Origin of the sequence: Geobacillus sp. ZGt-1 (assembly GCF_001026865.1) — a bacterium.
In the GTDB taxonomy this organism is placed as follows: Bacteria; Bacillota; Bacilli; order Bacillales; family Anoxybacillaceae; genus Geobacillus; species Geobacillus thermoleovorans.
The window spans coordinates 95,770-109,351 of record NZ_LDPD01000026.1; the positions used below are offsets into that span (position 1 = coordinate 95,770).

14 protein-coding genes and 3 pseudogenes are annotated in these 13,582 nt (G+C 54.1%); 3 read left to right on the top strand and 14 right to left on the bottom strand.

The features are described 5' to 3' along the window. Window positions 1-1,070, bottom strand: a 1,070-nt coding sequence (locus tag VU18_RS14045; RefSeq protein ID WP_047758323.1) for a 6-phospho-beta-glucosidase, incomplete at its 3' end; no start/stop codon positions are given. 124 nt (window positions 1,071-1,194) lie between these two features. On the opposite strand from VU18_RS14045, the gene VU18_RS14050 reads away from it, so the two are divergent. Continuing rightward, entirely contained in the window at window positions 1,195-1,950 is a 756-nt protein-coding gene (locus tag VU18_RS14050) for a MurR/RpiR family transcriptional regulator (protein WP_011232683.1), read from the top strand. A 43-nt stretch (window positions 1,951-1,993) separates the two neighbouring features. Here VU18_RS14050 and VU18_RS17615 read toward each other — a convergent pair. From VU18_RS17615 to VU18_RS14070, 5 genes and pseudogenes are all read right to left on the bottom strand, one after another. Continuing rightward, window positions 1,994-2,155 (bottom strand): annotated as a pseudogene (locus VU18_RS17615) (family 1 glycosylhydrolase); the annotation flags it as partial. Between the two features lie 373 nt (window positions 2,156-2,528). Next, the gene (locus tag VU18_RS14055; RefSeq protein ID WP_014196872.1) at window positions 2,529-3,896 is read right to left on the bottom strand and encodes an FAD-binding oxidoreductase; all 1,368 of its coding nucleotides are present in this window, start codon (window positions 3,894-3,896) and stop codon (window positions 2,529-2,531) included. A 46-nt stretch (window positions 3,897-3,942) separates the two neighbouring features. Then, window positions 3,943-4,920, bottom strand: coding sequence for an alpha-ketoacid dehydrogenase subunit beta (locus VU18_RS14060; RefSeq protein WP_047758324.1), 978 nt, complete (start codon window positions 4,918-4,920; stop codon window positions 3,943-3,945). Then, window positions 4,921-6,000, bottom strand: coding sequence for a pyruvate dehydrogenase (acetyl-transferring) E1 component subunit alpha (gene pdhA, locus VU18_RS14065; protein WP_021322689.1), 1,080 nt, complete (start codon window positions 5,998-6,000; stop codon window positions 4,921-4,923). Window positions 6,001-6,100: 100 nt separating this feature from the next. Continuing rightward, the gene (locus tag VU18_RS14070; RefSeq protein WP_047758325.1) at window positions 6,101-7,402 is read right to left on the bottom strand and encodes a dihydrolipoamide acetyltransferase family protein; all 1,302 of its coding nucleotides are present in this window, start codon (window positions 7,400-7,402) and stop codon (window positions 6,101-6,103) included. A 516-nt stretch (window positions 7,403-7,918) separates the two neighbouring features. Here VU18_RS14070 and VU18_RS14075 point away from each other — a divergent pair. Then, a complete protein-coding gene (locus VU18_RS14075) occupies window positions 7,919-8,305 on the top strand; it encodes a VOC family protein (protein ID WP_047758326.1) in 387 nt (128 codons plus the stop codon). A 98-nt stretch (window positions 8,306-8,403) separates the two neighbouring features. Beyond that, window positions 8,404-9,365 (top strand): annotated as a pseudogene (locus VU18_RS14080) (Gfo/Idh/MocA family protein). Window positions 9,366-9,524: 159 nt separating this feature from the next. Here the strand turns inward: VU18_RS14080 and VU18_RS14085 are convergent. From VU18_RS14085 to VU18_RS20650, 8 genes and pseudogenes are all read right to left on the bottom strand, one after another. Further along, entirely contained in the window at window positions 9,525-9,962 is a 438-nt protein-coding gene (locus VU18_RS14085) for a DUF4275 family protein (RefSeq protein ID WP_025038923.1), read from the bottom strand. A gap of 28 nt (window positions 9,963-9,990) precedes the next feature. Then, window positions 9,991-10,173 carry a hypothetical protein gene (locus VU18_RS14090; protein ID WP_047758327.1) on the bottom strand — a complete coding sequence of 61 codons (183 nt, stop codon included), beginning with the start codon at window positions 10,171-10,173 and terminating at the stop codon, window positions 9,991-9,993. A gap of 49 nt (window positions 10,174-10,222) precedes the next feature. Beyond that, on the bottom strand, window positions 10,223-10,642 hold the full coding sequence (arsC, locus tag VU18_RS14095; RefSeq protein ID WP_014196881.1) for an arsenate reductase (thioredoxin): 420 nt from the start codon (window positions 10,640-10,642) through the stop codon (window positions 10,223-10,225). 90 nt (window positions 10,643-10,732) lie between these two features. Continuing rightward, window positions 10,733-11,722, bottom strand: a pseudogene (gene arsB, locus VU18_RS14100) (ACR3 family arsenite efflux transporter); the annotation flags it as partial. 24 nt (window positions 11,723-11,746) lie between these two features. Further along, complete coding sequence (locus VU18_RS14105) at window positions 11,747-12,094, bottom strand: metalloregulator ArsR/SmtB family transcription factor (RefSeq protein WP_047758329.1); 348 nt, start codon at window positions 12,092-12,094, stop codon at window positions 11,747-11,749. Between the two features lie 224 nt (window positions 12,095-12,318). Then, window positions 12,319-12,702, bottom strand: a complete 384-nt coding sequence (locus VU18_RS14110) for a DUF1360 domain-containing protein (protein ID WP_047758330.1) — start codon at window positions 12,700-12,702, stop codon at window positions 12,319-12,321. 61 nt (window positions 12,703-12,763) lie between these two features. Continuing rightward, complete coding sequence (locus VU18_RS14115; protein WP_014196885.1) at window positions 12,764-12,949, bottom strand: hypothetical protein; 186 nt, start codon at window positions 12,947-12,949, stop codon at window positions 12,764-12,766. Between the two features lie 155 nt (window positions 12,950-13,104). Further along, a partial coding sequence (locus VU18_RS20650) for a substrate-binding domain-containing protein (protein ID WP_047758356.1) occupies window positions 13,105-13,582 on the bottom strand: 478 nt, incomplete at its 5' end.

Genomic DNA, 13,582 nt, shown 5'->3' on the forward strand with positions numbered 1-13,582 from the left:
TTTACCTCCACCGCCGATTCCGGAGGGATGCTCGCAATGGCGCCGTTGTTTCTCGTGTTGACCGGCTGAATGTCGCGCTTGTCGTTGTAAATGGAGCTGATCAAGCTGCACGCGGCGTCGCTGTAGTACGCCCCACCACGCTGTTCGAGCTGCGGCGGCTTGATGGCCAAGTTCGGGTCTTTGTACAGCTCGAACAGCTCTTTTTCGAGCTGCTGCACAACCTCGGCGCGCGTCCCTTTCGTTTTCGCCGCCTCCAGCTCCTCGGCGAGCATTTTGTCTGTTTGGTAGTAATACCGGTGGTACGGGCAAGGCAGCACCTTCAACCCTTTTAAGAAATCCGGCTCCCAGCCAAGGTCAACGATGTTTTTCATCGTCACACCGGAGCGGTCTGGATGGGCGACGAGATCAATCACCTTTTCGGTCACCTCGACGCCGTCCAGATAGACGTGCAAGCCAAACACCATATGGTTCAAGCCGGCAAAATCAATGTGCACGCGGTCGGCATCAACGCCAAGCAGCTTGGCGACGCCCATGCGCATGCCGATCGGCACGTTGCACAACCCGACCACTTTTTCCTGTTTCGTGTAGCGCAAAACGGCTTCTGTCACCATCCCAGCCGGGTTCGTGAAGTTGATCAGCCATGCATCGGGGCAAAGCTCTTCCATATCGCGAATGATGTCCAAAATGACCGGAATCGTCCGCAATCCCTTAAACAATCCGCCCGGGCCGTTTGTCTCCTGGCCGATCACCCCGTATTTGAGCGGGATGCGCTCGTCTTTCGCCCGTGCCTCTAGGCCGCCGACACGAAATTGCGTCGTAACAAAGTCTGCTCCTTCCAAGGCCCGGCGGCGGTCTAGTGTCAAATGAATCTCAATGGGCACACCGGCTTTTTCGACCATCCGTTTGGCCAGTGCGCCAACGATTTCGAGTTTTTCTTTGCCTTCCGGAATATCGACAAGCCACAATTCCCCGACCGGCAATTCATGATAACGCTTGATCAACCCTTCGACCAATTCCGGCGTGTAGCTCGACCCGCCGCCGATCGTCGCCATTTTCAATCGTTTATCCATACTCCTCTTCCCCTTTCGCCCTGTTGGGCATGGTATAATCAATGTAGGAATCAACCAGTGGGCTTGGAAGCGCCATCCTTTCCCAGCTATCGCACGTTCCGTCCCATGAAAGCGAGGTGTCCCGATGTTCACTCCTGAACAAATCGCCCAGTTCTCCGAGCTCGACTACGCCATTTACGACTATGTGATGAAACATCCTCATGAAGTCGCGTACATGCGCATTCGCGAGCTCGCCGAGGCCGTCCATGTCTCGCCGCCGACCGTGCTCCGCTTTTGCAAAAAGGTCGGATGCGAAGGGTTCAGTGAATTTAAAACGAAATGGAAGCTGTATTTGCGCGAGACAAAGCGAACCGCGATCATCAGCAGTCAAGAGGCGCTTAAGGAATTTTTCGAACGGACGCTGACCGCCGATTACGAGCGGACCATTCTGGATGCGGCAGCCGCGATCGCCCGGGCGGATCACGTGATTTTTGTCGGCTCCGGCAGCTCCGGCATTTTGGCTGAATACGGATCGCGCTATTTTTCTGCCTTTCAAAAGTTTTCCGTCTACATCAAGGACCCGTTTTTTCCGATTTACGGCCATTATTTCCACAACTGCGCCGTGATCGCCTTGTCGGTGTCTGGAGAGACGTCATATACGCTCGCCCAAGTGCACCGGTTCAAGGAAAACGGCAGCACGATCATCAGCATCACCAACCGGAAACATTGCACACTCGCGAACATCTCGGACTACAACTTGACGTATTATGCCACCGCCGAGCGGATGGGACAGACGGATGTGACAACACAACTGCCGGTCGTTTATTTGCTTGAGCGGCTCGCGAAGGAAATGTACCGGTTGCTGCCGACGCAGACTGACCGCGGGCCGAGCGGGCGGTGACAAAGCTACAGCTCGGCACCGTTCGTCGCAATAACACGCTGATACCATTTGTTCCCTTAAACGTTCGGCCCGGCTGTTTGGCAAACACATCCCATACCGATAATCCTTTTCCATCTTCGTTCCACGCCCCTTCGACTTGATACGCAGCTGATGCTGCACCCCATAAAAACCCGGGCGGAAACGGTTTCAGATGGCGATGCTCCATTCAGATCGTCTCCTTTCTCACAACAACGTCGATGAATCATTCTATCACCAATAAACCGTGTTTGGCGAAAAAAGTAAAGGGCGCGGCGGCTTTTTGTAACGAGACGAACGTGAAAAACAATTGTTTCTTCGGAGTAACAAACTGTTACAAAAAGGATAAGAAAAGCAAGCGCGCAGTATGCAAAAAGCAACCGTGAGGACGTTCCATGAAATGCGAGCAACGGCACTCTCCATCCTTGTAGAGAAACACAAGAAGAAAAAGGTGCTCCGTTCCATTGAGAGCACCCTTTTCCCCATAAAGGCCCGTCTTCAGCCCATTTATGTTTGGGAGAAATATTCAACCTAATCCATCGAGCCGCCATACAGATGAAGCGTTACGGCAAAAAGATTTTCCCCGGATTGAGAATGCCGTTCGGGTCAAACAGCTGTTTCAACCGTTTCATCCAAAGCACGGCGTCTCCTTTTTCTTCACGCAAAAACGCCCGTTTGCCGATGCCGATGCCGTGCTCGCCTGTGCACGTGCCGCCGCGCGATAAGGCATAGCGGACGATATGGGCGTGCACGCGTTCGATCCGCGCCATCTCATCCGCATCGTTCGGGTCAAAGGCAAGCACCGTATGGTAATTGCCGTCGCCGACATGGCCGAAAATCGCGGCGGTCATGTTCTGCTCGTTGACAAGCCGGCGCGTATCGGCGATCGCCCCCGGCAGCTCGGACAGCGGCACGCACACATCAGTTGAGAGCATCGCCTTGCCTGGATAGGCGGCTTGAATGGCGAACGCCGCATGGTGGCGCGCTTCCCAAAGCTTCGCGCGGGCGAGCGAGTCGGTCTCGACCACAAACGAAACGGCGCCCTCCCCTTCGCACAATTCGTTGACAAGCTTTGTTCCGTCCTCGACGCTTGACGGGCTGCCGCTCAGTTCAATAAACAGCGTCGGTTTCACTGGATAATCGGTTTTTTTGTACGCATTGACCGCCGCGATCGTCGCCTCGTCAACGAGCTCGATTTTCCCCGGACCGACGCCCGCTTTCAGCACGGCAAACGCCGCTTGCGCTGCCGCCTCAAGCGACGGAAAGCACACTTTGATGGCCGTTGTCGCCTCCGGAATGCCATGCAGGCGGACAATAAGACGGGTGAACACGCCAAGCGTCCCTTCCGATCCAACGAACAAGCCGGTCAAGTCATAGCCGGCCGACGATTTCACCGCCAAGCTGCCCGTTTGCATGACCGAACCGTCAGCGAGCACCACCTCTAATCCGAGCACTTGATCGCGCATGACGCCGTATTTCACGCAGTTCGTGCCGCTCGCGTTCGTCGCCGCCATGCCGCCGATCGTCGCGTCCGCACCCGGATCGACCGGGAAAAACAACCCATATCGCTTCAGCGCCTCATTCAGTTGCAACCGCGTCACTCCCGGCTCGACGATGGCGAGAAAATCGTCCGGGCGAATGTCGATGATGTTGTTCATCAACGTCAAATCCAAACTGATGCCGCCCGCAACTGGAATGACATGCCCTTCCAAGCTCGTGCCGGCGCCAAACGGCGTCACAGGGATGCGGTGCTCGTTGGCAAACGCCATCACCCGGCTCACTTCCTCCGCCGTTTTCGGAAACACGACGACATCTGGCGCATGCGGCGCATGGTAGGCGATGCCTTTGCTGTGGTGGGCGAGCACCGTTTCATTGATGCTCACCCGCTCGCGGTCGCCGATCAATTCAAGCAGTGATTCGTATACGTTCATCGTTCTCCCCCTTATCGATGGGATCAGCGGACGTACCGCCCATCCGCTAATAACGCAGCAACGTGTGAATCCCTTCCGCAATACGCTCGGCATTCGGCAGCCAATCATCCTCGACCGACGGCACCGGGTACGGCGTGTCGTAGCCGGCGATGCGCACGATGGGGGCCGAGAGGGCGAATAGCGCCCGCTCGCTGATCAAGGCCGCCACTTCCGCGCCAAACCCGCCTGTTTTCACCGCTTCATGGACGATCATCACCCGCCCCGTTTTTTCCACCGAAGTGATGATGGTGTCGATATCAAGCGGCTGCAGGCAGCGAAGGTCGATCACCTCCGCATTGACCCCTTTCGTCCGCATCTCATCGGCCAGTTTGGCGACAAGCGGTACGGTCGGCCCCCACGTGAGGATCGTCACATCTTCTCCTTCTTTGACGACCCGCGCTTGGCCGAGCGGAATCGTGTACGGTTCTTCCGGCACCTCCATCCGAAACGCCCGGTACAGCTTCATCGGCTCCAAAAACAAAACCGGGTCTTCATCGCGAATGGCGGAAATCAATAGCCCTTTCGCATCGTAAGGATTGGACGGCATGACCACTTTTAAGCCTGGGGAATGGGCAAACAGCGCCTCGAGCGCATCCGAATGCAATTCGGGCGTCCGCACCCCGCCGCCGTACGGGCTGCGCACAACGATGGGGCACGAAAACCTCCCGGCGGAGCGGAAGCGGATGCGCGCCGCCTGGGCCGCCAGCTGGTCCATCGCCTGGTACACAAACCCGAGAAACTGAATTTCGGCAATCGGCCGCATGCCATTGATCGCCAAACCGATTGACGTGCCGATAATGCCCGATTCCGCAAGCGGCGTATCAAACACACGCCCCTCGCCAAATTGCTCAAGCAGCCCGTCCGTCGCCCGGAAAACGCCGCCGTTTTCGCCGACATCCTCGCCAAGCACGATGATGCGCGAATCGCGCTCCATCTCCTGGCGCATCGCTTCATTGATCGCTTCAATCATCGTCAGCTCGGCCATTTATCTCACCCCGCTCCGTTGTTTGCGCCGCATCACTTCTTCTTTTTGCTCGGCAAGCAATGTTGGCGCTTCGCTGTACACGTAATCGAATACATCGACAATCGAACCGGACTTGCTGGCGATGGCCGCCTCGTACGCCGCCGTCACTTCGTCATTCACTTGGGCGACAAGTGCTTCTTCTTGCGCTTCCGTCCATAATCCGCGCCGTTTAAGCAGCACGCGCAGACGGTAAAGCGGATCTTTCGTCCGCCATGCTTCCACCTCTTCCGGCCGGCGGTATTTCGTCGGGTCGTCCGCCGTCGTGTGCGGCCCAAGCCGATAGGTGAGCGCCTCGATCAACATAGGACCCTCGCCGCGGCGGGCGGCTTCGACCGCCTGTTTCATCGTTTCATAAACCGCCAGCACATCGTTGCCGTCAACGAGCACCCCTTTCATTCCGTAAGCGAGCGCTTTTTGCGCGATCGTCCGGCTTGCCGTCTGTTTCCGGTACGGGACGCTAATGGCGTACTGGTTGTTTTGGCAGAAAAAGATGACCGGCACGTTGTACACCGCGGCAAAATTCATCGCTTCATGAAAATCGCCCTCTGACGTCGCGCCATCGCCAAAATACGCAACCGATACTTGCGATTCGCCTTTCAATTTCGACGCCCACGCGCAGCCGACCGCATGCAACGTCTGCGCCGCGATAATGATTTGCGTTGGGAAAATGTTCAATCCTTCCGGCATCCGCTTTCCCGACAGGCGGCCCTGCACATAATGGAAAAACTGCTCAAGCGGCATGCCGTGCATCAAGCAGACCGCCACTTCGCGGTAGCTCGGGAAAATCCAGTCGTCTTTTCGAAGCGCAAGGGCGCTGCCGATTTGCGCCGCCTCTTGACCGCTAAACGGGGCATACGTCCCGATCCGCCCTTGCCGCTGCATGCGCAAAAGCCGCTCATCAATGACGCGCGCCCGCCGCATTTCCCGATAGGCGCGAAGCAGCCATTCATCGGAAAACGCCGCTAACTTCTCCTCATCGCCATTTCCGTTTTCATCGAGAATTCGCACGATCTCGACCGGCAATTTGTCCGGGTCAAACATGGGCTTCCCTCCTCATCATTTTTTCATCACGGCCCAGCTGCTTCTCTTTGGCGCTCGCTCTCTTCCAGCACGAAGACATGTCCTCCTAACCGAGCGCCGCCTACCGCACGTCCAAGAGCAACACTTCCGGATTTTCCAAATAGTGCGCCACCGTCCGCATAAACCGCCCGGCCGGCTCGCCGTCAATGACGCGGTGGTCAAAGGTGAGCGACATCCCCATCATATCGCGGATGACGATTTCATCGCCGACGACAACCGGGCGCCGTTTGATCGCATGAGCCCCGAAAATCGCCACTTCCGGATAGTTGATGATCGGCGTCGCAAACCAGCCCCCGCCCGCCCCGGTGCTCGTGATCGTAAACGTGCTTCCTTGCAGCTCCTCAAGGCGAAGCGCCTGGCGGTGCGCTTTTTCTGACAGTTCCGCGATTTCGATGGCGAGCTCGCGGATCGATTTTTGATCGGCGTCGCGGATGACAGGGACGACAAGCCCCGCTTTCGTCGCCGTCGCGATGCCGATGTGATAGCGTTTTTTCAAGACGATTTCATTCGTCTCTTCATCGAGCGAAGCGTTAAACATCGGATATTGCTTCAGCGCCCTTGTCACCGCTTTAATAATAAACGGCAAATACGTCAGCTTGATCTGCTCCTTGGCCAGCTCGCTGGCCAGGTTTTTGCGGATCTCGACGAGCTTCGTCACGTCCACCTCGTCCATCCCGGTCACATGCGGCGCCGTGTACGCCGATTTCACCATTTTTTCGGCGATTTTTTTGCGCAAGCCGCGAAGCGGGATGCGCTCTTCTTCTGGAACCACAAGCTCCGTGCTGGCGATGGACGTCCATGCGGCTTTGTCCGCCTTTTGCTCTATCGCCGTGCCCCCAACTGGCAAAACCGCGGCCCCGCTCCTTTCACGTAGCTCTGCCACCGCCACGGCTGCTTCCCGCTCGCGGACATATCGCTCCAAGTCGGCGAGCGTCACCCGGCCGCCTTCGCCCGTTCCTTCCACTTCATCGATCGGAACGCCCAACTCCCGCGCCCGCTTGCGCACCGAGGGCGCGGCAATCGCCCGCTTGCGCACCACCGTTGGGCGCGGGGCTTCTATATGAACAGCAGACGCAGGCTCCTGAGCCAAATGGTCAGTCGGCGCCGCTTCGGCCGCCACCGCCGCCTCGGTTTCCACGACAATCAACGGCTCTCCAACCTTCACCGTCGCCCCTTCCGGCCCGGCAAGCGCCACCACTTTGCCAGCGACCGGCGTCGTCATTTCCACCATCGCCTTATCCGTTTGAATTTCAGCGATCGGCTGATCGGCCTTGACCACATCCCCTTCGCGAATGAGCCAGCGGATGATTTCCGCTTCATGCAGCCCTTCGCCGATGTCAGGCAATTTAAATTCGTAGATCATGCCATATCCCCTTCCCCTTGTTCTCATGCTGTGATGGGAAACAAACACAATGGTGCAGCATCCATGGTGCGGCGATCATGAGGAAACATAGAAGTTAAGCGCTTACAAAAAACGTGGTGACCATTCGTTTTTTCTACCAAAATATCAAATGAATATTTTAAATTTTCCAACCTACAAGATTTATGATAGTCTATAGATTGTCAAACTGTCAATATAAGGAGAGCAGACATTTTTCGCCCGCTTCGACAAGCATCGACAACCCCTTCTATTATCGCAAAATAACAATTCTTGGTTCGATTTGACCGAAACACCGAGAACGGGCTCAACCGCTGCTGATTTCAGTGATGGGTAGGCAGTTTTCCGAAAAACATGGAAGGACGTGAAACATGGCTGTCTCGTACCAATGAGCGGAAATGGTTCAAAAAAAGTTAATTGTACGAGGTTTCTCTAAGAAGAATGAATAAGTTCAATGGTATTTTGCAATACATCACTCGTCTTATAAGAGGAGGAAGCAATATGCGTCTTGCCACGATTCACCATATCGCTTTGATTTGCTCGGACTATGAACGATCAAAACGATTTTATACAGAAATTCTCGGATTTCGCCCCATCCGGGAGCAATACCGCGCTGAGCGCCGTTCGTACAAACTCGATTTGGAGGCTGATGGCGGCATTCAGCTTGAGCTATTTTCCTTTGAAAACCCGCCGAAGCGCCCAAGCTACCCGGAAGCGTGCGGACTGCGCCATCTTGCTTTGGCGGTGGACAACCTCGATGAAGCCATTGCCTACTTGCGCCAACATGGCATCGATGCCGAACCCGTCCGCGTTGATGAAGCGACCGGAAAACGGTTCACCTTCTTCCAAGACCCGGACGCGCTGCCGATCGAGCTGTATGAAAACTAGAGAGAAAAGCACACTTGCTCCATGACGATGACAAAACGAAGCCTCTCCGTTGATTTGTGGTACAATGGGGTCGATACAAATGAAGGAGGCCAAACAACATGATTCGATTCGCAACCATCGGCACAAACTGGATCACCGAAGCATTTCTTGACGCCGCGCGCCTCGTCGATTCCTTCGAACTCGCCGCCGTCTACTCGCGAACCGAGGAGACCGCAAAGCAGTTTGCCGACAAAGTCGGGGCGCCGCGGACGTTCACGGACTTGCAAAAGCTGGCCGAAAGCGACGGCATTGATGCCGTCTATATCGCCAGCCCGAACGCACTTCATGCCGAGCAGGCGATTTTGCTCATGAATCACGGCAAGCACGTCTTATGCGAAAAACCGCTCGCCTCCAATGCGAGAGAAGTCAAAGCGATGATCGAAGCGGCGGAGCGAAACGGCGTCGTATTGATGGAAGCGATGAAAGCGACACTGCTTCCCACATTCCGGTCCATCCGCGAGCACTTGCCGAAACTCGGCCGCATCCGCCGCTACGTGGCGAACTATTGCCAATACTCATCGCGCTATGACGCCTATAAGCAAGGAACGGTGCTCAACGCCTTCAATCCGGCTTTTTCGAACGGAGCATTGATGGATATCGGCGTCTACTGCCTGTACCCGATGGTGGTGCTGTTTGGCAAGCCGAAGAGCCTCAAAGCACAAAGCCTCAAGCTTGAATCGGGGGTAGACGGCGAAGGAACAATCGTCTTCGACTACGGGGGGATGGATGGGATCGTCTTTTATTCGAAAATCGCCAATTCCTACTTGCCGGCGGAAATCCAAGGAGAAGAAGGAAGTATGATCATTGACGCCATCCATACGCCGACCAAAGCGGAAATCCGCTACCGCGACGGGCGGACAAACCGCCGATGTATTACGAGGCGGAAGAGTTTATCCGTCTCATCGAAAGCAGGGAACGGGAGTCGTCCATCAACTCACACCGCCATTCGCTTTGGACGATCGAAATCATGGACGAAGCGCGAAGACAAACCGGCATCCTCTTTCCCGCCGACGAGCGATAAACGAAACGTTCCAACCGAGTCTGTACGCGGACCGGTTGGAACTCTTTTTTCAGGCGTTTTTTCTGCCTCATCGGATTCCGTTGATAAGCAAAACCAGTAGCGTGTATTTGCACCCAACCAAGGAGCTGAGGACCGAGCTCCTGACTGGAAACCACGGTGTCACCTTTTGCTAAAATACGGGCCAAGCCATCCGCTTTCGTGCGTGATGACAAACGTCCAGTTGAACTCGCTGTCCACCACGTATAGATCGATCTTGGCGTTTTCCGCTGCCAGATCAGCGGCTTTCAAGACGGAAGCGTCCTCCACTTTGAACGCATCGTCACCATATTGAAAGAAAAGATAGCAGCACGTTTTCTCTTCTTGATCAAACGCCGTCTCCGCTTCTTCTTCCGTTAAACAGTCTCTCATTTTATAGCTGAACACATGCCATAAGTAGCCGTTGACTCCATTCCGATTATGAAGGTGGATGTGTTGTTTTTCTTCCGCAGTCAAATGGCCGGCAAACACCTTTTCCCACTGTTGTCGTAATTGCTCCCCGAAACCGGATTGTTTGCTGATTTTTATGTTTCGGCGAGCTAACTGATGAAATAACTCCATTCGGTTTCTCTCCCAGAAGGTTGGTGATTTAAGGGTTGTTTTTCACCAGCCTTCCAGGGACCTGATGCGGCGCCGCCTTCATTGGTGTGCTCATTTCGTCTGTCAGAATGTGCGATGGATCGACAAGATGGCTTCTCACCATCTTTTTCGCGCCGAGCGGTTTTCGTCCGTTCAGCCACTTCCCTGTTTCCGTCCGCACTTCGATGAGCAACTGCCGCGCACCCTATGCGCGACCGTTTCTGCGCCTTGCCGCCCCGTTCCTATTCACCCGTCTCGGCAAACCGGCGGATGCGCGCGCCAATTTCATCGCGGACGCGGCGGAACACCGCCAGCTTCTCCTCTTCTGTCCCTTCCGCTTTCGCTGGATCGTCAAAGCCCCAATGGACGCGCTTCACGTGCGGCGGAGTGACCGGACAATGGTCGGCCGCATGGCCGCACAGCGTCACGACCAAATCAGCGCGGTTCAGCAAGTCCGGGTCGATGACATCAGACGTTTGCTTCGAAATATCGATGCCGACTTCTTTCATCACCTTGACCGCATTCGGATTGAGCCCGTGCGCTTCAATCCCGGCGCTGTACACATCCCATTCATCGCCTAACAGTTGTTTGGCCCAGCCTTCCGCCATTTGGCTGCGGCATGAGTTGCCTGTGCATAAGAAATAAATGATTTTTTTCTTCATCGTTGATTCCCACCTTTATTTTGATTCTGGAGCAGCAGAGGAAAAATACTTTCGCTGAAACGCTAAAGCGACGTTGACAAGCGCGAGCANCACCGGCACTTCAATAAGCGGACCGATGACCGCCGCAAACGCCGCGCCCGAATGAATGCCAAACACCCCAATGGCGACGGCAATGGCCAGCTCAAAGTTGTTGCTTCCCGCCGTAAACGCGAGCGTCGTCGACACCGGATAACCAGCCCCCCATTTTCTCGCCAAAAAGAACGACACAAAAAACATGATAACAAAATAAAGAAGCAACGGAATGGCAATCCGGACGACATCAAACGGCAAGTTGACGATCATATCGCCTTTGAGCGAAAACATTACGATGATCGTGAACAAAAGCGCAACGAGCGTCAGCGGGCTGATTTTCGGAACGAATACCGTGTCATACCATGACCGGCCTTTCACTTTCACAAGCGTAAACCTTGTCGCCATGCCGGCGAAAAACGGAATTCCCAAATAAATAAACACCGATTTCGCCACTTCCGCCATCGTGATCTCAACAATCGCCCCCTTAAGCCCGAGCCATTCCGGAATGACTGTCACAAACACGTACGCATATAGCGAGAAAAACAATACTTGAAACAGTGAATTGAAGGCGACAAGTCCCGCTGCGTACTCTGTGTCACCGCGCGCCAAGTCATTCCAGACGATGACCATGGCGATACAGCGGGCGAGCCCGATTAAAATCAAACCAATCATATACTCCGGCTTGTCAGGCAAAAAGACGACCGCCAACAAAAACATGAGAATGGGACCGATCACCCAGTTTTGCACGAGGGATAAGACGAGTACCTTCACATCTTTGAACACGCGCCCCATCTCTTCGTAGCGCACTTTCGCGAGCGGCGGATACATCATCAAAATCAAGCCGATCGCAATCGGAATCGACGTTGTCCCCACTTGCAGGCGGTTCAATCCATCCACCAACCCAGGAGCCCAAATTCCGACTGCGATCCCGACCGCCATCGCAAGAAAAATCCATACCGTCAAAAAGCGGTCTAAAAACGACAACCGCTTCGGTTCACAACAATCCACCGTTCTTCACCTCGTTGTTTAAAGTCAGCACCCGCAGCGGGCCGTCGGATTCGCTGTCTCGATTTTGCGAATGTTTTCGTCTTGATCCGGAACGTACGACAACACCGCTTGCAGCAGGGAGTAGTATTCGCTTTGCGGCCGGAGCGAATAATACACCCATTGCCCCCTCCGCTCTTCTTTGATCAGCCCGGCATCTTTCAACTTGCGAAGATGCTGGCTGATCGCCGGCTGGCTGGTCGAAAACACCTCAAGCAGCTCGCACACACAGCACTCCCGCTGATTCAAAATCGCCAAAATCGTCAGCCGCGTCGGATCGCCGAGCAGCTTCAACACCCGAGCGGCTGCTCCTATCTCCATTGCGAGTTGCGGCATATCACCCCTCCATTCATCATCATATCATGATTTGCTTATATAAAAACGAACATCCATCATGAAACGGCCACGCCGACCAATGAAATGGTTTCCGTCAATCAGTATATAATTAAATAATTATATAAGTCAACCATGATGTATCGACAAAAGCAAGAAAAGCGAGCGTGCCGCATGTTTCCGCCGTACGCCCGCAAATGTTTCCCGCCCTCTGCCGCCGACACACCTTAGTCCATCCGCTTTTTCACCGCTGACAGAAGATCGATTGCCTTCGTCCCCACCCCGACGAATGTTTCCAAAATCGCTTGCGCCCCTGCAATCGAAAAAATGAAAATCAGCGGCATAGCGATAGTCGGAATGAAAAAATAGCCAAGCGCGATCAACATCGCGCTCCATACGCCCGCGCACCAGTAACAGTTCAACAAATAGCCGAATTTCGATTTCGGCACTTTCTTGATTTCCGTACTCCCGTCTTCGTGTTGGATTGTCTCTTTTTTCATAAACGGATTGCGAATAAACTCCGTGATCTTATCAAAGACGATCAAGTGGGTAAACCGATAGCTGGCCAAAATCATCATGATGTACGTCATCCAGTCGAGTTCGCGAAGCATGGCGAGTCCCTTTCTTTTTACATTTCGTCCCTTGTATTATGGACCAAAAGTCGTTTCATTATCACATGACCGCCACAATACCAGGAGGAACAAAGCCAGCTGTCCACCTTTTTGCGCAGCCACAAAACGTCCGCATGAAACCCTCCTCTTTGTTTTTCTTCTTGGGCACAATCATTTTCTGGTATAACTTATCTTCTTCACCCCAAGTTTGGCGTGACTCGGCAAACAGCATTTTGACCTTTTTCATGTGCCTGCAATGTCCTTTAACCTGTCGAACTTAAAATGTCACTTGACGATTCCAAACGTTGAAACAACCACAAAAAAACGAGATGTGCAAACAGTCGCCTCAACGGGAGCTCCCTCTGCGGCGCACATCTCGTTCACGCGAAAGAATATTACGCGTTATTGCCCTTGAACCAATTCGAGCGGAACCGGAATAAATTTTTCCACTTTCTCCCCTTTGTGAACGCGAATGGCGGCTTCCACAGCTTTTTCGCCAATTAATGCCGGTTTTTGTGCGACCGTGGCTGCCATTTTGCCTTCTTTCACGGCTTTGACTGCGTCATCTGTCGCATCGAATCCGACCACAAGGACGTTGTTCATTCCATGTGCTTGCAAGGCCTCTAAAGCTCCTAAGGCCATTTCGTCATTATGGGCAAAGACCGCTTGAATGTCTTTATGGCTTTGCAAAATATTTTCCATGACCGACAATCCTTTAGCTCGGTCAAAATCCGCCGCCTGTTTGGCGACGACCTTCATATTGGCTGCTTTGTCAATGATTTGGTGAAATCCTTCTCCACGTTCACGAGCGGCCGAGGAACCAGGAATCCCTTCCAATTCCACAATGTTTCCACCGTTTTTCAAGTGATCGACAAGAAAT